Origin of the sequence: Aeromonas tecta, assembly GCF_000820185.1 — a bacterium.
GTDB lineage: Bacteria > Pseudomonadota > Gammaproteobacteria > Enterobacterales > Aeromonadaceae > Aeromonas > Aeromonas tecta.
In genome coordinates, this window is sequence record NZ_CDCA01000011.1 from 39,948 (window position 1) to 62,441 (window position 22,494).

Consider the following 22,494-nt stretch of genomic DNA (forward strand, 5'->3'; position numbering starts at 1 on the left):
AGCGCAGGAGCGGGTAACCCAGCGGATCTAGCACAATACCGAGCACAGCTCCTAGCGCAGCGCCGCTACCAGCCAGTTCTCGAGTTCAGCCAGCTCGGCCGCCTGAGTCGGGAAGTCGTGCTTGAGTTCTACGAACAGAGCTCCTACCGCCTCGGGTCGGTAAACTATCCCCGAAAGCCGCTCGGCCAGGACATCCAGCGGCGCCGGCTCCAGGCTGTCGCTGAAGATCTGCACCCGGCCGATAATCCCTTTCTCCACATCGAAGTGCAGCTCCACCCCACCCCAGCCGAAGCGCTCGTCCAGCTGATGGGCGAAGGCCGGTGCATGGCCAAAGTTCCATTCCCAACTGCGCTGGCGGGCGAAGGTCTCGGCAAAGCCGGGCAAGTCTGGCAGCTGTTCGGGGGAGATATGCTCTGGCAAGGCCCGCTCACCATAGTGGGTGAAGAAGGCCTCGCTCAGTGCCTGCACCACCTGCTCATGACTGATCCCCGGCAGCAATTCACTCAGGTTGGCGACCCGGCTGCGCACCGAGGTGATGCCCTTGGCCGCCAGCTTCTTGGGATCCGGATTGAGGTAGTTGGCGAGCCGGCTGAGATCGGCGTCCAGCAATAGAGTGCCGTGATGAAAGCCGCGATCGAGGGTCTCCCGGTAGGCAGAGCCGGACACCTTGCGATCCCCGTCCGGGGTCGCCACCAGCAGATCGTTGCGCCCCGAAGCGAAGGCCTCCACTCCGAGCCGTTTCAGGGCGTCCAGCACGATGGCGGTGGAGAGGCTCTTGTCGTAGCCCGGCTTGCCCGCCATGAAGGTGAAGCAGCTGTTGCCAAGATCGTGGAACACGGCGCCACCGCCGCTGCTGCGCCGAGCCAGAGTCACCCCATCCTCTTCCATGCGGCGGGTGTTGCACTCCTTCCAGGGATTCTGGGCGCGGCCAATCACCACCGTATTGGCGTTGCGCCACAGGAACAGCACCCGCTGGCGCGGGTCCATCTGACGGAAGATACACTCCTCCACCGCCAGGTTGAACAGGGGATCGTGAGAGTCAGAGATAAGCAGGCGCAGGGAGGGCATGGGCAAGCCTTGTCAAAGCAATGGGGTTCCGATATTACCATCTTCCGCCGCGGGATGGGTTTTCGCCCCCACACAGGATTCACTCACCCTATCTCAAGGCTGGGCGCCTTGGCGCAATATGGGCCATGCCTTGTCGACCAGCAGGACGCCGGCCACCATGGCGGCCACGAACAGCCAGATCAGGGGCTGGCCGCCACTGACAAGGCTCAGGGCCGGGCCCGGGCAGATCCCGGCCATGCCCCAGCCGATGCCGAACAGCGCGGCACCGCCGAGCAAGCGTCTATCTAATCGCTGGGACTGGGCTGGCGGATAAGGTTCCCCTAACAGGCTCTGGCGATGGGGCCGCACTAGGTAGAAATATCCCGGCATAAACACCAGCAGTGCGCCTCCCATCACGAAGGCGAGGCTGGGATCCCAGGCTCCCGTCACATCGAGAAAGCCCAGCACCCTGGCGGGATCCACCATACCGGAGATAGCGAGACCGAGCCCGAACAGCAGGCCGGATAACAGGCTGATAAGCAGTTGCATGATGGCTCCCTTCACAGCAGGTGGTGGCTGACAAACACGGTGAGTACCGCGGTGGCCATAAAAGTACAGGTGGCAACCAGAGAGCGGCGCGACAGTCGTCCCACCCCGCAGATGCCGTGGCCGCTGGTGCAGCCGTTGCCAAGACGGGTTCCTATCCCTACCAGCAGCCCTGCCACCATCACCCAGGGCCAGGGGGGCAGCACCGCCAGGATCGGCAGGCTTGCCCAACCGAGACTAAATGCCAGCAGACTGCCCATCCCCAGTCCCAGCAGGAACAGCCAGCGCCAGGCATCTTTGTGTTGCAGGGCACCGCCCAAGATGCCGCTGATCCCGGCGACCCGGCCGTTGAACAGCATCAGCAGCAGGGCAGAGAGCCCGACCAGCATGCCGCCCCCCAGGGCAAACAGCCATTGGCTTTCAAACATAGCGATTCCTCACGGGATGGGACCTTACATTAGCAACTTCTTATGTTCGTTCATTCTACGATCCCACTAAACATTAGCAATCCCTAATTTATGATATTCACCACAATCGGAAGGCTCAGATGATGAGGCGATCTGCCGCGGCGGGCCTTGCCAACGAACTTGTATCCGGATGTTACGAACAGAGGAGAAGGCTTTACCTTGGCGGCGGGGATGGGTACCATTTGGCCGTTAATCAACAGCGGAGACCATCAGTGGGCAATTCATCAAGTGACAGTTGCAGGCCGACCCAGCGCGTCGGCACTCAGGTCGCGAGATAGCCGCAGGTCTTCCTCTGCCGCACTCTCGCAAACCTGCGAGAAGCGGAAATCCACTCCCCTCTTCTCTCTTTTTACACTTGACGTCAGGTGACGCCGCTCAATAACGGCGGACATCTTGCCTGCATAGTTTCTGCTTCCCACAAGGAGGCTGCTATGCGCTTTGTTTCAACTTTGTCTGTATCGACACATGCCCACCCTCTGCGGAGCTGGTTTGGCCGTGGCGTGTTGCCACGCTGGTTGCGGGGCAGAGCCCAGCGTCACCACTATCGCCTGCAGATCCGTTGTCTGGATCGCGCCGACATGGAGCAGGTACTGGGCATGGTGGCTCATACCCTGCAACCGGCCGGGCTCAGCCCGCGCCAGTCCATAAGGCCAGGCCGGCACGGGGGGCGGGAGCTGGTGCTCAACCTGCTCTGCACCCCGCCCCAGCGTCGCTATCTGGTGCAGTTCGTGCATCAGGTCGGCGCAGACCACCCCGTGCGTTGGGAGCTGCGGCCGCGACGCGATGAGCAGTCAGTGCTCGATTAAGTCGGCGGAGCCAACGAGGTTGGCCCCGCTCACTCTGTCCCTTACACTTGTTCGCCGCTCAGTGGGAGCCTGAGCGCAAGGCGCGGTTCGACGTGTGCTCATATTGATTTCCAGCGATGACCTTCACCCCTTTTTGCACGTCATTCATCAACGCATCCAGCAAGATGTTCCATCTTCTGTTCTCGAAGGTCATCACGCAGCCATAAGGAGTACGCCATGAGAATGTGGCAACAAATAGACATGCTTTCCCTGCTCGACACCCTGGCCAGCCTGCTGCTGGCCTTCGTGTTGGGCAGCCTGGTGGGGTTGGAGCGCCAGTATCGCCAGCGCACCGCCGGCCTTCGCACCAACGTGCTGGTCGCCGTGGGCGCGGCCCTGTTCGTCAACCTGGCCCAGCGCATCTATGACCTGCACGGTGGCACCTACGGGGTGGTCCATGTGGTGGCCTATATCGTCTCCGGCATCGGCTTTCTCGGCGCCGGTGTCATCATGCGGGAATCCGGCAACATCCGCGGCATCAACACCGCCGCAACCCTGTGGGGTGTCGCGGCCGTCGGCGCGGCCAGCGGGGCCGGCCTCGCCATGGAAGCCATCCTCGGCGCCCTGTTCGTGCTGGCCGCTAACACTCTGCTTCGCCCCCTGGTCAATCAGATCAACCGTCATCCGGTGGACAATACCGATACCGAGGTGACCTACAAGGTCACCGCCCTCATCCGCCGCACCCACCAGAAGGAGATGCTGCCCTGGCTGGAGAAGATGCTGGAGCAGGCCAACTACCCCTTGAGCGAGCTCGATATCGAGCCGTTCGGGGAACATGATCTGGAGATCTCGGCGGTGCTGCTCGCCACCTCCATCGACGGTGATGAACTGGATGCCCTGATGAAGACCCTCGGCGAACACCCCCGTATCAAGCAGATCTTCTGGCGCACCAGCACCATGGATTGAAGAGTGGGAACCCGCAGGCTGTCGGATGAGGATCCCAGCGCCCAGCAGATAAAAAGAAAGCCGGCCCTGGGGCCGGCTTTCTTGCATCACGCGGATTGCGCTTCGCTTATTTGGTCAGATCGTCGAAGAAGCGTTTCACCCCTTCGAAGAAACCTTCCGATTTTGGCTTGTGGGTCTTGGCGGCGGCGCCGCTGAAAGACTCGTCCAGCTGGCGCAGCAGATCTTTCTGGGTCTCGGTCAGCTTGACCGGCGTCTCGATCACCACCTTGCACATCAGATCGCCAACCTGGCCGGAGCGCACGGACTTGACGCCCTTGCCCCGCAGACGGAACAGCTTGCCGGTCTGGGTTTCCGGGGTGACCTTGAGCTTGACCCGGCCATCCAGGGTCGGCACTTCAATCTCGCCGCCAAGGGCCGCGGTGGTGAAGCTGATGGGCACTTCGCAGTAGAGATCGTTGCCATCACGCACGAAGATTTCGTGCTCCTTGACGTGGACCTGTACGTACAGATCCCCTGCCGATGCGCCCGCTTCCCCCGCTTCCCCTTCACCGGAGAGACGGATACGGTCGCCGGTATCGACCCCGGCCGGGATCTTGACCGACAGGGTCTTGGTCTTCTGGTAGCGGCCTTCACCGTGGCACTTGCGGCACGGATCCTTGATGATCTTGCCGCGGCCATGACAGTGCGGACAGGCTTGCTGCACCGCGAAGAAGCCCTGGCGCATCTGCACCTGGCCTGCGCCGTGGCAGGTCGGACAGGTATGGGCGGAGCTCCCGGTGTGGGCACCGGAGCCGTTGCAGACCTCGCAGTGGACCTGAGTCGGGATCTTGATCTCCTTGGAGACCCCGCGCACCGCCTCTTCCAGCGTCAACTCCATGTTGTAACGCAGATCCGAGCCCCGGGCCGGGCCACGACGACCACCGCCACTGCGGCCACCAAAGATGTCGCCAAAGATATCGCCGAACGCATCACCAAAGTCGGCACCGCCGCCAAAGCCACCGTGGCCACCGCCACCCTGGCTCTGATCCACCCCGGCATGACCGTACTGGTCATAGCGGGCGCGCAGGTTCTCGTCGGTCAATACCTCGTAGGCTTCCTTGACCTCTTTGAACTTCTCTTCCGAGGCGGCATCCCCCTGGTTACGGTCGGGGTGATACTTCATCGCCAGACGCTTATACGCCTTCTTGATCTCGCGCTCATCGGCACCTTTCGATACCCCAAGCACTTCGTAGAAATCGCGCTTCGACATACTCATCCTGTTGCTATATCAGCAGTTACGCAGACGGGCGTTGGTTACCCAACGCCCGTGAAATCATTGACCAAGCCGATGGGCAGCGCGAACGCTGCCCGGTTGGGTACGGCTTATTTTTTGTCGTCTTTCACTTCTTCGAACTCGGCATCGACCACGTCGTCTTCGCCCTTGGCGGAAGAAGTCTGACCGGCATCAGCGGCGCCTGCTTGACCCTGAGCCTGCTGCTGAGCAATCTCCATCAGCTTCTGGGACGCTTCCAGCAGAGCCTGCTGCTTGGCCTCGATGGCGGCCTTGTCGTCACCCTTGAGGGCGCTTTCCAGCTCGGACATCGCGGTCTCGATCTTGGTCTTCTCGTCGGCAGGCAGGGCGTCACCGGCTTCGGCGACTTGCTTGCGGACAGAGTGGACCAGACCGTCAGCCTGGTTGCGGGTCTGCACCAGCTCTTCAAACTTCTTGTCTTCGGCCGCGTTGGCTTCCGCCTCGCGTACCATGCGTTCGATCTCCTCGTCAGACAGACCGGAAGAAGCCTGGATGGTGATCTTCTGCTCCTTGTTGGTCTCCTTGTCTTTGGCGGAGACGTGCAGAATACCATTCGCATCGATATCGAAGGTCACTTCGATCTGCGGCAGACCGCGCTGCGCCGGACGGATGCCTTCCAGGTTGAACTGGCCCAGGGACTTGTTGTCGCTGGCGCGCTTGCGCTCACCCTGCAGCACGTGAATGGTCACGGCAGACTGGTTGTCTTCGGCGGTGGAGAACACCTGGGACTTCTTGGTCGGAATAGTGGTGTTCTTCTCGATCAGCGCAGTCATCACGCTACCCATGGTTTCGATACCCAGGGAAAGCGGGGTCACGTCCAGCAGCAGTACGTCGGTCTTCTCACCGGACAGTACGGCGCCCTGGATAGCAGCACCCATGGCCACGGCTTCGTCCGGGTTGACGTCTTTGCGCGGTTCTTTGCCGAAGAAGTCAGCCACGGTCTTCTGAACCAGCGGCATACGGGTCTGACCACCCACCAGGATGACGTCGTCGATCTCGCCAACGGCCAGACCGGAGTCTTTCAGGGCGACACGAACCGGCTCCAGGGAGTCTTTCACCATGTCTTCCACCAGGGATTCCAGCTTGGCGCGGGTCACCTTGATGTTCATGTGTTTCGGACCGGTGGCATCTGCGGTGATGTACGGCAGGTTCACGTCGGTCTGCTGAGCGGAAGAGAGCTCAATCTTGGCTTTCTCGGCGGCATCTTTCAGACGCTGCAGGGCCAGCTGGTCGTTGCGCAGGTCGATGCCCTGCTCACGCTTGAACTCGTCAACCAAGTAGTTGATGACACGGTTGTCGAAGTCTTCACCACCCAGGTGGGTGTTACCGTTAGTTGCCAGTACTTCGAAGGTGGTTTCACCTTCCACTTCGTCGATCTCGATGATGGAGATATCGAAGGTACCGCCACCCAGGTCATAGACCGCAACCTTGCGCTCACCCTTGACCTTGTTCACGCCGTAGGCGAAAGCTGCGGCGGTCGGCTCGTTGATGATGCGCTTGACGTCCAGACCGGCGATGCGACCGGCATCCTTGGTAGCCTGACGCTGGGCGTCGTTGAAGTAGGCCGGTACAGTGATAACCGCTTCGGTCACCGGCTCGCCCAGGTAATCCTCGGCGGTCTTCTTCATTTTCTTCAGCACTTCGGCAGAGATCTGCGGCGGTGCCATTTTCTTGCCTTTCACTTCGACCCAGGCGTCACCATTGTCAGCCTTAGCGATGGCATACGGCATGATCTTCAGATCACGCTGTACTTCTTCATCTTCGAAACGACGGCCGATCAGACGCTTGATTGCAAACAGCGTGTTCTTCGGGTTGGTGATAGCCTGACGCTTAGCCGGCTGACCAACCAGGATTTCGCCGTCATCGGCATAGGCAATGATGGACGGAGTAGTACGGTCGCCTTCCGCGTTCTCGATCACGCGAGCATTATCGCCATCCAGAATAGCGACACAGGAGTTGGTAGTACCCAGGTCAATACCGATGATTTTACCCATTTGACGAATCTCCAAATACTTTGAATAAACTGGCGAGGTGCTCGCCTTAATACGTTAACGGCTAGGTGGGGCCTGCCACTGTGGCTTTCAAGCTCCCGGCATCAATTTCTTGTCACTGTGAAGTGCAATCGGAGTGTGCCGCCGTGGCCTTGCCACCTATATGGGGTCGTAAGCGCGCGCTTCAAGCCCCGCATATAAAAAACCGTACCAACTGTGTCGACGGCGGCGATCTTTCAGCCTATTTGCCACCGACACCAATAAAAAGCCCGCCGAGCGGCGGGCTCTATAGGGGATGAGTCTCAGGCAGGTGCCTTGGAGACCATCACCATGGCCGGGCGGATGACCCGACCGTTGAGCTCGTAGCCCTTCTGCATCACGGCGATGACGGTGTTCGGCGCCAGCTCGGCGTTTTCAACCATGCTCATCGCCTGATGGGCATTGGGATCAAACGGCTGGTTCTGCGGATCCAGCGCCACCAGACCGAACTTGGCCACCCCGCCTTGCATGGCTTTGAGGGTCAGTTCCACCCCTTCGATCATGGGCTTGAGGGTCTCGTTCTCTTTGTCGGCGAGTTCGATGGCACGTTCCAGGTTGTCCAGCACCGGCAACAGCTCGGCGGCAAACTTCTCCAGCGCGAACTTGTGCGCCTTCTCCACGTCCTGAGCGGCGCGGCGACGCAGGTTTTCCATCTCGGCGACGGCACGCACGGCGCGCTCACGCTCGTCGGCAGCCGCTTGTTGCGCCGCCTCCAACTGGGCTTCCAGTTCGGCAATGCGGGACTGCTCGGCTGTCACTTCACTGTCTACATCGGTCGGCTCGACTGGCTGGGCTTCTACTTGCTCCATCGCTTCAACCTTTTGTTCTTCGTGGTTCATGACATCTCCAATATTCAGGGGTTACTTCGATCAATGCCGCTATTATGGGGACGCAGCCCCCGCTTTCAAGGGGTAAAGGCCATGTCATGGTCAATGACCTGCGTCAGTCGGCAATTTAGCCGCTTTTCGGCGCCGGATCCGCCGAGCCGGCATGGTGGCAGACAAATCCCCACCAAAGCGCGGTATACTCCCCTCAATACTCATCCCAGACCCGACAACCTATGGATTCTCCGTTCAAAACCATCGCCCTGATCGGCAAACCCCATCATGAAGGTGCCAACCAGACCCTCAGCGGCCTCTATCAATACCTGAGCAGCCGTGGCTTTCGGGTGCTGCTCGAGAGTCGGGTCGCCCACACCCTCGGCGTGCTCTGTGATGACGTGATGGATCTGGTGCAGCTTGGGGAACAGGCGGATCTGGCCATCGTGGTCGGTGGTGATGGCAACATGCTGGGGGCGGCGCGGGTGTTGTCCCGCTTCGATGTGGCGGTGATCGGGGTGAATCGCGGCAACCTCGGTTTCCTGACCGATCTCTCGCCGCAAGATTATCTGCTGCCGCTGGAGCAGGTGCTGTCCGGCCACTTCAAGAGCGAGCATCGCTTCCTGCTGGAGGCCGCGGTCTATCGCCACGGCGAGCGCAAGTCGAGCAATCTGGCGGTGAACGAGGCGGTACTGCACCCGGGCAAGATAGCCCACATGATCGAGTTCGAGGTCTATATCGATGGCAGCTTCATGTACAGCCAGCGCTCGGACGGCATCATAGTCGCCACCCCGACTGGCTCCACCGCCTATTCGCTGTCGGCGGGGGGCGCCATCCTCACCCCCAAGCTCAACGCCATCACGCTCGTTCCCATGTTCCCGCACACCCTGAGCAGCCGCCCCATCGTGCTGGACGCCGACAGCGAGGTGCGTTTGCTGGTCTCCCCCGACAACCAGGACGATGCCATGCAGGTCAGCTGCGACGGCCAGGTCACTCTGGCGGTGCACCCGGGGGACGAGATCCTCATCAAGAAGAGCAGCCACAAGCTGCACCTGGTTCATCCGCTCGATTACAGCTACTTCCACGTGCTGCGCAACAAGCTCGGCTGGGGCAGCAAGCTGTTCTGATAACAAGGGGCCAGCGTAGAGCTGGTCAACCCCAGCACCTATATCTCGCCCGTATCGACCAGCCTGAGCCGCTCAGGCCCGGGCGCAAATTGCACCCCGTTGCGCCCGTTCTGCTTGACCCGATACATGGCCGCATCCGCCCTGCCCAGCAGATGTTCCAGATCCGCTCTGTCGGCCGGAGCACAGACGCCGCCGACGCTGACCGTAACCCCCGCGCAGGGCGGGCAGGCGCCCTGGGCGGAGCGCAACTCGATCTGAGAGCGGATCCGGTCGCAAATAGAGAGCGCATCATGTTCATTCACCCCCGGCATGATGATGGCAAACTCTTCCCCGCCGATCCGGCCGATGAGGTCATCCTTGCGCGACTCGGACAGCAGGATCTGCGCCACGAAGCGGATCACCTCATCCCCGCAGTGATGGCCAAAGTTATCGTTGACCAGCTTGAAGTGATCGATGTCGAGCACCACCACGCTCAGCGGCAACTCCTGCACCTCCCCTTCCTGGCAGTAACGATGCGCCTGCTTGAACAGCCCTCGCCGATTGAGCAGATCGGTGAGCGGATCCCGCTCCGACAGGGCGGTCAGCTCGCTCTCCGTCTCGATATAGGCCACCAGCGGTAACAGCAGCACAGAACCGACTGTCAAGATCATGTGCATGAAGAAGACGGCGTCGAGCAGCCACGCCTCGGTACCCGCTGCCTTGATGAGCAGGGCAATGCCCTGGCTCAGCAGCACCACGAAGTGGACCAGATAGATGCAGGAGACGATACAGAGTACCCGTTGCCGATGGCGACTAAGGGAGAAAATGAGGCAGGCACACCACAGATAGAGGGCAGACTCCATGCAGGCCAACACCAGCCGGACTTCGATCTGGGTGGCCAGGATGCCATAACCGAGCAGCAGCAGAACCACGACACGTCGGGTGATGCGCACAGCGGGCGGCTTGTCATAGAGGGCGTAAAATCCGGCCAGCAGCAGTAGCACGCTGACGAGCGAGACCAGCCCGCCAAAGAAGAATCCCCACGCTGGGTGGCGCGTCAGAATGCCGAGACTGAGCAGCAGGATGGACAACGAGAAGGCAAAGGCCGACAGCGACCAGAGCAGGAAATTTCGCCGCCCCGGCTTGACCTGATGGATAAACAGCATGAGTGACGCCGACATCAGGTTGATTGCCAGCGAGAGCAACAACAGGGTCGGCGTGTGGATAATCATGGCTTGTCCTTAACGTGGGGCCGGGCTCCGGTGCCCGCCGGCCTGCTCCTCTGAGCCCGTTGCCGGTGGCGTGGGCAAACAGCGCTGCGCAGCCCAGCCTCTATCATAGCGCCTTATCAATAGGCCATGACTCGGCTCCCATTCCCTTGAACCGGCATTCACCCCCTCGCCATGTATAAACATCCAGTATATACTGTTCAAACGTACAGTAATTTGAGTCTACACAGGATGAGACCATGCTGAGCCAACTGACCATCACCAACTTCGCTATCGTCAAATTTCTCGAACTCGATCTGCAAGCCGGCATGACCTGCATCACAGGCGAGACCGGGGCAGGCAAATCCATTGCCATCGACGCACTCGGCCTCTGTCTGGGCGAGCGGGCCGAAGCAAGCATGGTGCGACCCGGTAGCGACAAGACGGAGGTCAGTGCCCGCTTCCTGCTGGACGGCAACCCGGCGGCCCGTGCCTGGCTCACCGCCAATGAGCTGGAAAACGAGGGAGAATGCATAGTACGACGCGTGCTCTCCGCCGAGGGTCGCTCGCGCAGCTACATCAACGGGGTGCCCGTGCCGCTGGTGCAGCTCAAGAGCCTGGGGCAATTGCTGGTCAACGTACACGGCCAGCACGCCCATCAGTTGCTGCTCAAGCCCGATTACCAGCTCGCCCTGCTAGACGGTTACGCCGGCCACCATCTGCTGCTGGACGAAGTACGTCATCACTATCAGCAGTGGCGCCAGCTGCAAAATGAGCTCAATCGACTCAAGGCCGAGCAGCAGCAGCGCGAGGCGCGTCGCCAGCTGATCGAGTACCAGGTGCAGGAACTGGATGAATTCGCCCTGCAACCGGGGGAATTTGAAACCATAGAGGAAGAACACCAGCGCCTCGCCAACGGTACCGAACTGATGCAGGAGTGTGGCGCCTGCCTCGACCTGCTCTATGACAACGACGAGACCACCATCGCCGGCCTGCTGCAGGTTGCGGTAGACAGGGCAGAAAGCCTGGTCGGGATGGACAGCCGTCTTGGCAACGTGCTCGGCATGCTCAACGAAGCCTTGATCGGCGTGCAGGAGAGCCATAGCGAGCTGCGCAGTTATCTCGATCAGCTGGAGCTGGATCCCGAGCGTTTCAACGAGCTGGAGGCACGCCTCTCCAAGGCCATCAACCTGGCGCGCAAACACCATGTCAAACCGGCCGAGCTGGCCCTGCACCATCAGGATCTGGCCAGCGATCTCGCCCGTCTCAACTCGGATGAGGAGCGGCTGGAGGGGATGGAAGATGAGCTGGCTCAGGCGCGCACCGCCTTCGTGCAGGCGGCAGAGGTGCTGAGCCAGAGTCGTCAGCGCTATGCCAAAGAACTCGGCGCCAAGGTGACCAGCAGCATGCACGAGCTGGCCATGCCGGATGGCCGCTTCGCCATCGAGGTGCGCCCCGATGCCCAGAGCAGCCTGTCGCCACTCGGCATCGATCGGGTGGAATTTATGGTCACCACCAACCCGGGCCAGCCGATCCAGCCGCTCGGCAAGGTCGCCTCCGGCGGGGAGCTGTCGCGCATCAGCCTCGCCATCGTGGTGATCAGTGCCCGCAAGATCTCGACACCGACCCTCATCTTCGATGAAGTGGACGTGGGGATCAGCGGCCCGACCGCAGCCGTGGTCGGCCGCCTGCTGCGCCAGCTCGGCGAGTCCACTCAGGTGATGGTGGTTACTCACCTGCCCCAGGTCGCCGGCAAGGGCCACCAGCACATGGTGGTCAGCAAGCATACCGATGGCAAGACCACCGAGACCCAGATGCAGGCACTCAATCCCAAGGCCCGTCTGAACGAACTGGCGCGCCTGCTCGGTGGCGATCAGATCACCGACAACACCTTGGCCAATGCCCGCGAGCTGCTCGCCTCCTGACATCCCGAGCGGGAGGGGGTCAGTCCCCTCCCACCGGCTCACAACGACATATTTGACTGCACATTCATCATTTAACAGCGCTGTTCATCTACTGAAATACCACCAATAGTCATAACCCCTCATACGAGCAGCAACAGGCCATATTGATCCCGTGTCGGCCTGACAGTAGAGTGAGTCGGTAAAGGCGATGACTCACCCCCGCGCCCACCCTATACTCCTCTTTACCCTGGCTTGGCCTCCTATCAGGCTGTCAAAGCGCCAACCCCGACATCAGGACTCCCCCATGCTTCATGTGTTTGGTCACAAGAACCCCGACAGCGACAGCATCTGCACCGCGCTGGTCACCGCCGACTGGCTCAATGGCCAGGGTCGCCCCGCCCAGGCCTTCGCCCTCGGCACCCCCATCGCCGAAACCCGCTTCATCCTGGAGACGGCAGGGGTCGAGGCGCCGCCCGTGCTCACTGGCAGTGTGGCCGACAAGCCGGTCTTTCTGGTGGATTTCAGCGAGCTGGAGCAAGGGCCGGACGGGCTGGCTGATGCCGATGTGCAGGGACTTATCGACCATCACCGCATCGGCACCCTGATCACCCGCGGCCCGCTCGATGCCTGGGTCAGGGCGGTCGGTTGCAGCGCCACCGTGTTGCTGGAGCTGATGGGCTATGACGGTTTGTCCCGTGCCCAGGCTCGGCTACTGCTGGGCGCCATCGTCAGCGACACCTTCAACTTCACCTCCCCCACCACCACGGCGCAGGACAAGAGTGCGGTCGAGAGGCTGTTGCCCATCGCCGAGCTCGAGCTGGCCCCCTTTGCCCAGACTCTGCTGGAGCGCCGCACCCAGCTCGGAGACGCCCCCCTGAGCGAGGCGCTCGTCGCCGACGAGAAGGCGTATCAGATAGCGGGCCACTCCCTGATGGTCAGCCAGATCTGCGTGATGAATCCGGCAGAGATCCTGGCCCGCAAGGATGAGCTGCAACGCGCCATGCAGGATCGGCTGAGATCCGAAAAGCTGGATGCCTATGTGCTGATGCTGACCGATCTCGCCAAGGGGAACAGCCAACTCTTCTTCGCCAGCAACGGCATCTTGCCAGCGGACCCGGTCCGGCTGGACGGCGCCGTCAGCCGCAAGAAAGAAGGACTACCCTGGCTCGCCAGCCACTTCGCCTGACCAGAGTTCTGGCGTACATAGCCGTACAGACCTGACTCACCTTCTTTGCTCTCACTCGCACCACGCCCTCATGCCATCGGCATGAGGGCTATCGGTATCACATCGAATCCATCCGCAACTAAAACATAACAATTCCTTCATTTTCCATTCAACTCAATCTGTTATGATGATGTAAACGGATCCGTTGCGCCGTGCTTATTCTGACAAGGAGTGACGCTGGAAAGCATAAAACGGGTTCGTTTGAACTGATATTTCGCGGGTTCTGGATGATGCAGGCGAGTGCCTCCTTCCCCTTGACCCGCACCTGCCAAGGAGAACTGCTTATGACCCCGACCAATATAGTGTTGTTGCTGGAAGGCAAGGATTACGAGCAGGAGACGCTGGCCAAGGCCAGTCAGCTGGCACAAGCCATGGGGGCTGAGCTGACCCTGTTGCACCTGACTCACAGCAGCAAAATACGCCAACGCAGCCTGTCACTGTCCCAGGAGGAGCGCAGTGCCCAGGGAACCCTGGATGCCAAGGCCACCATCAGCCAACTCATCACCCAGCTGCGCCACCCGGTGGATTACCAGTGTCTGGTGGTGGATGAGGTGGTATCGGATCTGAAACGCTGGTTGGCCGCTCACCCCATGGATCTGCTGCTCATTGGCAGCCGTCACCACTGGATGGAAGGATCCCTGGCTCGGCTGCTCATCTACAAACTGCCCATCGATATCCAGATCTGCCACGAGCCCTATGCCGAACAGCTCAAGGCCGTCGGTTAATCGGTTGGTGCATCTTCCAGGGCCCGCTCCATCAGCGGGCCTTTATTTGCCTCTCTGCCTCGTTTCAATCCGATGTCACTGACGCCGCCCCCCTTCTCAGCTCCTCACATACGCCAGCCCCTCGGCCTGAGTCGCCCGTTAATAACAATTTCATCTACATGATTTCTTACACATTGCTTGCTGTTGTTTAAGCCCCGTTTGCTGCAGGATATTGCCCTTGCACGCCGTCGCACGTTTCGTTCAGGTGATAAATGAAAATACTCCCCAAGCAGGGCAAGCTCGCTCTGCTCGTCCTCGTACTGCTAGCCATCATCGTCTGGCTGGCATGGCCCAGTAAAACCCCGACCCCGGTGCTGAGTGCATCTGTCACCCGTCAGGACGTGGAGCAGACGGTGCTGGCCAGCGGCGTCCTGCAGGCCATCGAACAGGTGGACGTGGGTGCCCAGGTCTCGGGCCAGGTCACCTATCTCGCCGTCGAGGCCGGGCAACAGGTCAAGCAGGGGGATCTGCTGGCAGAGATTGACCCATTGATCGCCCAGAACAACTTAAAGACCGCGGAAGCAGACTTGGCCAGCCGCCGCGCCCAGCTCAAGATCAAGCAGGCGCAGCTCAAGCAAAACGATCTGGCCTGGCGTCGTCAGCAGCAGATGTTCAAGCAGGAGGCGAGCTCGCGCGCCGATCTGGAAAGCGCCGAGGCGCAGCTGGCGGTCACCAGGGCTGAGTTGCAAAGCGCCCAGGCCGATATCGACAGTGCCGTCATCAAGGTGGATCGCACCAAGACCGAGCTTGGCTACAACCGTATTCAGGCCCCCATGGACGGGACCGTGGTCTCCATCGTGACCCGTCAGGGCCAGACCCTGGCCGCCAGCCAGACGGTACCAACCCTGCTCAAGCTCGCCGACCTGGAGACCATGACGGTCAAGGCCCAGATCTCCGAGGCCGATGTCAGCAAGGTCAGGGCCGGCATGCCGGTTTACTTCACCCTGATTGGGGATCCGGATACCCGTTATCACGCCACCCTGCGCACCGTCGAGCTGGCGCCCACCAACATCAACGAGCTGAGTTCCAGCACCACGGCAACCAGTAATGCGGCCGTCTACTACTATGCCCTGTTCGATGTGCCCAACCCAGACCATCAGCTGCGGGTCGCCATGACCACCCAGGTCACCATAGTGCTGGGTGAACGCAAGCAGGTGTTGGCCATCCCGCAGACCGCGCTCGGCAAGAAGCTGGGGGACAACGAATATGAAGTCACCCTGCTCACCGACGATGAGCAAAAAGAGACCCGCCGCATCCAGACCGGCATGAAGGATGACATCAAGATTGAGGTGGTGAGCGGGCTGCAGGAGCATGACAAGGTCACCCTGGAGCAGGGCAAGCCGGTCCACGGCGATGACATGGAGGTGATGCCGTGAGTGAGCCCCTGATCCGGCTCAAGGGGATAGAGCGGCGCTACCAGAGCGGAGAGCAGGAAGTGACAGTGCTGCATCCGCTGGACCTGACCATAGCGGCGGGAGAAATGGTCGCCATCGTCGGCGCCTCCGGCTCGGGCAAATCCACCCTGATGAACCTGCTGGGTTGCCTCGACAGGCCGAGCGCGGGTCAATACCTGTTTCGCGGCCAGGACACCGCCAGTCTGGATGCCCTCGCCCTGGCCCGGCTGCGCTGTCACCACTTCGGCTTCATCTTCCAGCGCTATCACCTGTTGCCGCATCTCGATGCCGCCGCCAACGTGGAGATCCCGGCCATCTACGCCGGCATGCCACGCCCCGTGCGCCAGGCTCGTGCCCGCACCCTGCTCGCGCGCCTCGGCTTGAGCGATCGCAGCCATCACAGACCGGGCCAGCTCTCCGGTGGCCAGCAGCAGCGGGTCAGTATCGCCCGTGCGTTGGCCAATGGCGGCGAGGTGATCCTGGCCGATGAGCCCACCGGCGCCCTCGACAGCCACAGCGGCAAGGAGGTGATGGCCATCTTGAAAGAGCTGCATGCCCAGGGCCACACCATCATACTGGTGACCCACGACATGGCAGTGGCCAACCACGCCGATCGCATCATCACCCTGCGCGATGGGCGGGTGGTAGAAGACAGCGGCCAGTCCGCAAAGAGCGCCAACCACAACGATCGGATCGACACCCTGCCCGATGGCCGGGTGGTAGAAGACAGCGGCCAGTCAGCAAAGAGCGCCAACTACACCGATCGGATCGACACCCTGCGCGATAAGCGGGTGGAGCAAGACAGCGCGCAGCAGGTGACGCCCTCCCGTCCGACCGCACTGCCAACGCCCCAGACCGATGGTCAGCCGGCAAGTACGCCTAACCAGAGCCCGGCGACCGCCGCCGCGCCGAACACAGTGTTCACCGCCAAGAGCGGCAGCAAGGGCTGGGATCGCTATCGAGAGGCGGGCCGCATGGCCCTGCATGCCATGCTGGCCCACCGTATGCGCACCTTCCTCACCATGCTTGGCATCATCATCGGCATCGCCGCCGTGGTCAGCGTGGTTGCCCTCGGCCAGGGTGCACGCGCCAAGGTGATCAACGACATCAATGCCATGGGCACCAATACCATCGATATCTTCCCCGGCAAGGATTGGGGGGATGAGAAGGCGGCCAGCATCCAGACCCTGAACGAGCGGGATCTCGACGCCCTGCTCGGCCAACCCTATCTGGAAGGGGCCAGCCCCCAGATTGCAACCTCGGGTCAGCTGCGTTATCGCAACAAGACCAGCAGCGGCAACGTGGTCGGGGTCGGCAGCGACTTCTTCCGGGTCAAGGGCATGACCCTCACCCAGGGCCGCCTACTCGATGCACGGGATATCCAGAGTCGGACGGCGGTGGCCGTGGTGGACGGCAAGACCATCGAGAGCCTGCTCGGCAAGGTGAACCCCATCGGCCAGGTGGTGCTGGTCGGCACCCTACCGGTGCGCATCATCGGCGTGGTAGCGCAGGAGACCGGCTTTGGCCGCAGCAGTCAGTCGGTCACCGTCTGGCTGCCCTACAGCGCCGTGATGAGCCGCCTCATCTCCCAGAACCATTTCAGCCAGATCACCATCCGGGTCAAGGACGGGATCCAGCCCGCCCTGGCCGAGCAGGCCGCGGTGGCGCTGCTCACCCAACGCCACGGGGTGAAGGACTTCTTCACCTTCAGCAGCGACAGCATCATCAAGTCGGTGGAAAAGACCACCGCCACCATGACGTTGCTGGTCTCCGCCATCGCGGTGATCTCGCTCATCGTCGGCGGGGTCGGGGTGATGAACATCATGCTGGTGTCGGTGGTAGAGCGCACCCGGGAGATCGGCATCCGCATCGCGGTGGGCGCGCGCCAGTCCGACATTTTGCAGCAATTTCTGATCGAGGCGGTGATGGTCAGCCTGCTGGGCGGCCTACTCGGCATCGGCCTCGCCCTGCTCATCAGCCTCGTCTTCTCACTGTTCGTGGAGAGCTTCCAGATGCACTTCTCACTCTTCTCCATTCTGATGGCCTTTGGCTGCTCCTCGCTCATCGGGATCCTGTTTGGCTACCTGCCGGCCCGCAATGCGGCCCGGCTCGATCCGGTCGAGGCGCTGGCGAGGGAATGATGATGCACAAACTATCCACACTGGGGCTCTGCCTCGCCGCCAGCCTGACCTTGAGTGCCTGCAGCCAGCAGAGCAGTTACCACAGACCCGAGCTTAGCGTGGCACCGAACTGGCAGCAGGCCAGCGAGGGGCTCACCCAGCAGCAGGCAGGCCTCTGGTGGCAAGGATTTAACGATCCCGCCCTCGACCGGCTGGTGACGGCCGTGCTGGCCGCCAACCCGGACATGCAGGTAGCGGGGCTCAAGTTGAAAAACGCCCTGCTCGGCGCCGATCTGGCCGATACCAACCGCACCCCCTCGGTCAACGCCAGCATCGGGGTCACCGGCAACAAGAACATGAAGGATGGCAGTGCCAGCAGCAACCTGGGACCCTCCCTCACCCTAGGCTACGAGGTGGATCTGTGGGGCAAGCTGGCCTCTGTGCGGGATCAGGCAAGCTGGGAGGCGCAGGCCAGCGAGCAGGATCTGGCGGCCACCCGGCTGATGCTCATTGGCAAGGCGCTGGAGCAATACTGGCAGCTGGCCTACCTCGGCTCGGCCATCACCCTCGGCGAGCGTCAGCTGGCCAACTACAGCCGCGCCGAACAGCTGACCCAGGCCAAATATGCTGCCGGCGCCATCACCCGGCTCGATCTGGTGCAGGCCAGCCAGCAGAAGGCTGGCAAGCAGGCGGAGCTAGCCTCCCTCATCTTGCAGCGGGAACAGGCTGGCAATGCCCTGCGCCTGCTGCTCGGTCGCAGCAGCGGTCCGCTGGAATTTGCCCCGACCGCGCTGACGACGACCCCCATCCCGACGCTGGCGGTCGGCATTCCGGCCGACGTGCTGGCCCGCCGCCCCGATGTGCGCGCCGCCGAGCTGCGCCTTCGCAAGACCCTGGCCAGGGGAGATGAGATCCGCACCGGTTTTTATCCCTCCCTGAACCTGACCGGCAGTGCCAGCACCACCTCGGATACCCTGACCCAGGTGCTGAGTAACCCGGTGGGCACCCTGGGGGCGACCCTGGCCCTGCCCTTCCTCGAGTACAACAAGACCAGGCTCAGCATCGCCAGCTCCGAGCTCGATTACCAGATAGCCGAAACCGAGTTTCGCAAGCAACTCTACGGCGCCCTGCTGGAGGTGGAAGATGGCTTGGCGGCTCGCCATCAGGGCGAGCAACGGCTGCACTATCTGGCGCAGCAGCTGGGTTATGCGAAGGAGGCGGAGCGACTGGCCCAGGCGCGGTTCCAGGCCGGTGCCACCGGGGTGCAACCCTGGCTGGATGAGCAAAACAGGCTGTGGGATGCCGAGCTGAGCCTGCTGGCCCAACAGCAGAGCCAGCTCAATACCATGGCCGGGATCTACAAGGCGCTGGGGGGCAGCGATCGGGGGTAACGGGGCTCTTGCGTGCACATCATCCGCAGAGAGGGGGAATATTCCCCCTTTTTTCTTGCCGATTTCTTGTTCACAAAGCAATTGATAATAGTTTTCATTTGCCTGAAAATGAGCGCCATTGCCTGTCAGGAGTACTCATATGTCACAGCCCGTCCCGGCCAATCGCCCTCGCCTGCTCACCGTCAAACATGTTCATGATGTGGGCCCGCACCTGCGCCGACTCTGTCTGACCAGCCCGGAACTGGCAGATTATCCCTTCAGTTGTGGCGGCGCCCACATCAAGATCATGCTGCCCCAGGCTGGGCAACAACATATCGTGCTGCCAACACCGGGTCCCAAGGGGCCTCGCTGGGAAGACTCGAGCCAGAAACCCATCATCCGTACCTTTACCGTCCGCGCCTTTCGCCGTGAGGCGCTGGAGCTGGATATCGACTTCGCCCTGCATGGCGACATCGGCCCCGCCAGCCGCTTTGCCCTGCATGCCAAGCCCGGCGATCAGTTAGGCATCTCGGGCCCCGGTGGCCCGGATCCCATGCTGCAAGTGGCCGAACACTATTACATGGTGGGGGATCTCACCTCCCTGCCCGCCATCAGCGCCATGGCCGAGGCCATGCCTGCCGAGGCTCAGGGTCATATCGCCCTGCTGGTACCCCATCAGGAAGATGTGCAGGATCTGTCGCTGCCAAGCGGGGTCAGTCTGCGCTGGTTTGTCGGCTCTCCCGAGCAAACCGAGCCCCTGGTGAGCTATTTCACCGCCCTGCCCATGGCGTCGGAGCAGAGCTATTTCTGGTTCGGCGGGGAAGAGGGGCTGGTGGTACCGCTGCGTCGTCATGTCAGGCGAACCCTGGACGTCGACCGCCAGCGGGTCTATGCGGTGCCCTACTGGCGCAGCGGCAAGGATGAAGATGCCTATCATCAGGACAGGCACGTGGTGATGGACAGCTGACAGACTCTATTTTCCCTATATAAATCAGGTCTATCGCTCATAAGTGTCAGGCCTGATTGCAATCTGGTTTCCACTCTTTTTTTCCCCTCCCCCCCATCTTGGTGATCTCCTCACCAGCGCTTGCATTCCCGATAGACAACAAGATAATGATAATCACTCTCAATAAAGTGATGTGTCATTGCGCCCTAACCCCCTGAGACTCAGGGGCCGGATCCACAAGCACCTCATTCACCCCCCAGGTACAGCAAGGTAATCCAGATGGCAGTTTTGAATTCGGTAATGCGCGCCTTCGCGGTTGAGGCTCTCCCCACTCCTGCCGACCTGTTGGCACTGCACCCTTGCCCTGACGACATGGCGGGGCAGATTGAGCGGCACCGTCATCAGGTTCGTCAGATCCTGACCGGAGCAGACGATCGGTTGCTGGTGGTAGTCGGCCCCTGCTCCATCCACGATCCCCTCGCCGCGCTCGATTATGCGCGGCGCCTGGCGAGGCTCGCGGTGGAATATCAGGACCGCCTGCTGATCGTGATGCGCACCTATTTCGAGAAGCCCCGCACCACGGTCGGCTGGAAGGGGTTGGTATTCGATCCCCATCTCGATGGCAGCAACGACATCGGCCAGGGCCTGCGGCTGGCACGCCAGCTGCTGCTCGACATCAACCAGCTGGGGCTGGCCACCGCCACCGAGTTCCTCGATACCACCAGCTTCCTCTACCTAGCCGATCTCATCAGCTGGGGCGCCATAGGGGCGCGTACCACCGAATCCCAGGTGCACCGGCAGCTCGCCTCGGCCCTGCCCTGTCCCGTTGGCTTCAAGAACGGCACCGACGGCAACATCCGGGTGGCTATCGACGCCATCCAGGCCAGCGAGGCGTCCCACTTGTTTACCGCGCCCGGTAGCCAGGGCGGCATCGTCGTTATCAAGAGTGAAGGCAACCCGAGCGGGCACATCATCTTGCGTGGCGGTACACTCCCGAACTACCACCAGAGCGACGTGGAAGAGGCGGCCGAGCGACTGGCACGCCAGGGGCTCAACCATCGCCTGATGGTGGATTGCAGCCACGGCAACAGCCAGAAGCAGCACAAGAACCAGATAAGGGTCGCTGGCGAGCTCTGCCGTCAGCTGAGCGAGGGGAGCGACGCCGTCGCCGCCGTCATGGTCGAGAGCTTCTTGCAAGGAGGCAGCCAGAAACCGGCGCCGCTGAGCGAGCTGCAATACGGCCTGTCGGTCACCGACGCCTGCCTGTGCTGGGATGACAGCCAGACGCTGCTGACCATGCTGGCCGAGGCGGTCGAGGCTCGTCGCCATGCCAACAAGTGCTCACCAAAGCCCATCCGCAATAAAGATACCCAGCCAGTCAGTTAATCTGGGGCCTATTTATCAGCACGGGGCCGCCATAGGCCCCGTATTACGACCCTTGTCCAAGTCCTGATAACATCAATATGCTTTGATACTTGGGTGTCAAATAGACCAGAGATAACGAAATAAAATAGAATTGCCCACTCTTCTGGTTTCCCATGTGAAACGAGAGGTGATCCTCAGAGAGGAGTGCAACTAATCATCTGCTATTTCATCACACCGCACCGCCCCCCAATTTGTCATACCGACGCCACCCACGATAACAAATGGGCTATATGAGTCCTCGCTAAATTGCAGATGAGGGAAGCTTGAATGAGGGGGAGATAGCTTACTGTCGATGGCAGTCTTTTCTTATTGCCCTATGGTAGCCATGGCTATTTCAGATTTGCACACAAGTTCCCTCTACAAGCAACCGCCATCTTTTCACCGAATGTTACAAATAATAATGCCGCCCAGAAGGCGGCATTATTGATGATCAGGCTGAATGCTTAGATCAGGAAATCATTCAGATCCTTGCCCAGCGCAACTTGCTCGGCAATGGCTTTAGGCATACGGCCCTGACCGGTCCAGGTTTTTTCCTGGCCATCTTCCTGATACTTGTACTTGGCCGGACGCGGAGCACGCTTGCTCTTGGCGGCGCCAGTGGCGGCCGGAGCGGCTACGCTGCCGATCAGCTCACGCGGGTCGATACCAGCTTGCTGCAGCATCTCGGTGAACTCGCTCAGCTTGCGCTGACGCTCTTCCTGCTCGGCACGCTCTTGTTCAACAGACTCGGCACGCTCGTTATATACCAAGTCAAACTTTTCTTTCGCTTCTTGCAGTTGCTCAAACGGCAGTTCACGAATGGCAGCGCGCAAGCTGCGAATGTTCAGCAGAACTTTCAGAAACTCGTTCATTACTTCCTCACAGAATTATTTTTGTATGTCACAGGGATAGCACAGTTTGAGAATAGCATGGCGACTCGATAACAACATAATCATTTTATAATCCACTCCAGATTTTTGACAACCTCATGACGCTTATTTGTTGTCGTTAATTCATGCTGTTGCATTAAATGAAAAACAGGACATGCAGACATTATTTTCCTGCTGCATTTGTTAACCGCGGCCAACGCCCCATCCGGGGTT

General features: G+C 60.9%; 19 protein-coding genes. 11 read left to right on the forward strand and 8 right to left on the reverse strand.

Annotation, left to right across the window (positions count from 1 at the left end; translation table 11 throughout):
• Positions 1-51: 51 nt before the first annotated feature.
• The 3 genes from BN1137_RS02915 to BN1137_RS02925 form a co-directional block, all read right to left on the reverse strand.
• Positions 52-1,068 (reverse strand): lipoate--protein ligase, encoded by a 1,017-nt coding sequence (locus tag BN1137_RS02915; protein ID WP_050717171.1) that lies wholly within the window; start codon positions 1,066-1,068, stop codon positions 52-54.
• Positions 1,069-1,161: 93 nt separating this feature from the next.
• A complete protein-coding gene (locus tag BN1137_RS02920; protein WP_050717172.1) occupies positions 1,162-1,596 on the reverse strand; it encodes a YeeE/YedE family protein in 435 nt (144 codons plus the stop codon).
• 11 nt (positions 1,597-1,607) lie between these two features.
• Entirely contained in the window at positions 1,608-2,021 is a 414-nt protein-coding gene (locus BN1137_RS02925; RefSeq protein WP_050717173.1) for a YeeE/YedE family protein, read from the reverse strand.
• Between the two features lie 470 nt (positions 2,022-2,491).
• On the opposite strand from BN1137_RS02925, the gene BN1137_RS02930 reads away from it, so the two are divergent.
• The gene (locus BN1137_RS02930) at positions 2,492-2,866 is read left to right on the forward strand and encodes a hypothetical protein (protein ID WP_050717174.1); all 375 of its coding nucleotides are present in this window, start codon (positions 2,492-2,494) and stop codon (positions 2,864-2,866) included.
• 216 nt (positions 2,867-3,082) lie between these two features.
• Positions 3,083-3,811, forward strand: coding sequence for an MgtC/SapB family protein (locus tag BN1137_RS02935; protein WP_050717175.1), 729 nt, complete (start codon positions 3,083-3,085; stop codon positions 3,809-3,811).
• A 106-nt stretch (positions 3,812-3,917) separates the two neighbouring features.
• On the opposite strand, the gene dnaJ is transcribed toward BN1137_RS02935, so the two are convergent.
• The 3 genes from dnaJ to grpE form a co-directional block, all read right to left on the reverse strand.
• Entirely contained in the window at positions 3,918-5,060 is a 1,143-nt protein-coding gene (dnaJ, locus tag BN1137_RS02940) for a molecular chaperone DnaJ (protein WP_050717176.1), read from the reverse strand.
• A 113-nt stretch (positions 5,061-5,173) separates the two neighbouring features.
• A complete protein-coding gene (gene dnaK / locus BN1137_RS02945; protein ID WP_050717177.1) occupies positions 5,174-7,096 on the reverse strand; it encodes a molecular chaperone DnaK in 1,923 nt (640 codons plus the stop codon).
• 299 nt (positions 7,097-7,395) lie between these two features.
• The gene (gene grpE, locus BN1137_RS02950; RefSeq protein WP_050717178.1) at positions 7,396-7,971 is read right to left on the reverse strand and encodes a nucleotide exchange factor GrpE; all 576 of its coding nucleotides are present in this window, start codon (positions 7,969-7,971) and stop codon (positions 7,396-7,398) included.
• A gap of 221 nt (positions 7,972-8,192) precedes the next feature.
• Between grpE and nadK the strand changes: the two genes are divergently transcribed.
• Positions 8,193-9,077: an NAD(+) kinase gene (gene nadK, locus BN1137_RS02955; RefSeq protein WP_050717179.1), complete on the forward strand. Its 885-nt coding sequence runs from the start codon at positions 8,193-8,195 to the stop codon at positions 9,075-9,077.
• A 38-nt stretch (positions 9,078-9,115) separates the two neighbouring features.
• Here the strand turns inward: nadK and BN1137_RS02960 are convergent, their stop codons facing one another.
• Positions 9,116-10,288, reverse strand: coding sequence for a GGDEF domain-containing protein (locus BN1137_RS02960; RefSeq protein ID WP_050717180.1), 1,173 nt, complete (start codon positions 10,286-10,288; stop codon positions 9,116-9,118).
• Positions 10,289-10,524: 236 nt separating this feature from the next.
• Between BN1137_RS02960 and recN the strand changes: the two genes are divergently transcribed.
• The 8 genes from recN (at position 10,525) to BN1137_RS03000 (ending at position 21,373) form a co-directional block, all read left to right on the forward strand.
• Entirely contained in the window at positions 10,525-12,189 is a 1,665-nt protein-coding gene (gene recN / locus BN1137_RS02965; RefSeq protein WP_050717181.1) for a DNA repair protein RecN, read from the forward strand.
• A gap of 283 nt (positions 12,190-12,472) precedes the next feature.
• Positions 12,473-13,354, forward strand: coding sequence for a DHHA2 domain-containing protein (locus BN1137_RS02970; protein WP_050717182.1), 882 nt, complete (start codon positions 12,473-12,475; stop codon positions 13,352-13,354).
• A 323-nt stretch (positions 13,355-13,677) separates the two neighbouring features.
• Entirely contained in the window at positions 13,678-14,118 is a 441-nt protein-coding gene (locus tag BN1137_RS02975; protein ID WP_050717183.1) for a universal stress protein, read from the forward strand.
• A 251-nt stretch (positions 14,119-14,369) separates the two neighbouring features.
• Positions 14,370-15,533, forward strand: coding sequence for an efflux RND transporter periplasmic adaptor subunit (locus BN1137_RS02980; RefSeq protein ID WP_050717184.1), 1,164 nt, complete (start codon positions 14,370-14,372; stop codon positions 15,531-15,533).
• Positions 15,530-17,692 carry a MacB family efflux pump subunit gene (locus BN1137_RS02985; protein WP_050717185.1) on the forward strand — a complete coding sequence of 721 codons (2,163 nt, stop codon included), beginning with the start codon at positions 15,530-15,532 and terminating at the stop codon, positions 17,690-17,692. The genes BN1137_RS02980 and BN1137_RS02985 overlap by 4 nt, the downstream gene beginning before the upstream one ends.
• Positions 17,689-19,062 carry an efflux transporter outer membrane subunit gene (locus BN1137_RS02990; RefSeq protein ID WP_050717186.1) on the forward strand — a complete coding sequence of 458 codons (1,374 nt, stop codon included), beginning with the start codon at positions 17,689-17,691 and terminating at the stop codon, positions 19,060-19,062. Before BN1137_RS02985 ends, BN1137_RS02990 begins: the two co-directional genes overlap by 4 nt.
• Positions 19,063-19,201: 139 nt before the next feature.
• A complete protein-coding gene (locus tag BN1137_RS02995) occupies positions 19,202-20,008 on the forward strand; it encodes a siderophore-interacting protein (protein WP_050717187.1) in 807 nt (268 codons plus the stop codon).
• A gap of 258 nt (positions 20,009-20,266) precedes the next feature.
• Complete coding sequence (locus BN1137_RS03000) at positions 20,267-21,373, forward strand: 3-deoxy-7-phosphoheptulonate synthase (protein WP_050717188.1); 1,107 nt, start codon at positions 20,267-20,269, stop codon at positions 21,371-21,373.
• A gap of 482 nt (positions 21,374-21,855) precedes the next feature.
• On the opposite strand, the gene BN1137_RS03005 is transcribed toward BN1137_RS03000, so the two are convergent.
• Complete coding sequence (locus tag BN1137_RS03005; protein WP_050717189.1) at positions 21,856-22,263, reverse strand: H-NS family histone-like protein; 408 nt, start codon at positions 22,261-22,263, stop codon at positions 21,856-21,858.
• Positions 22,264-22,494: the final 231 nt, after the last annotated feature.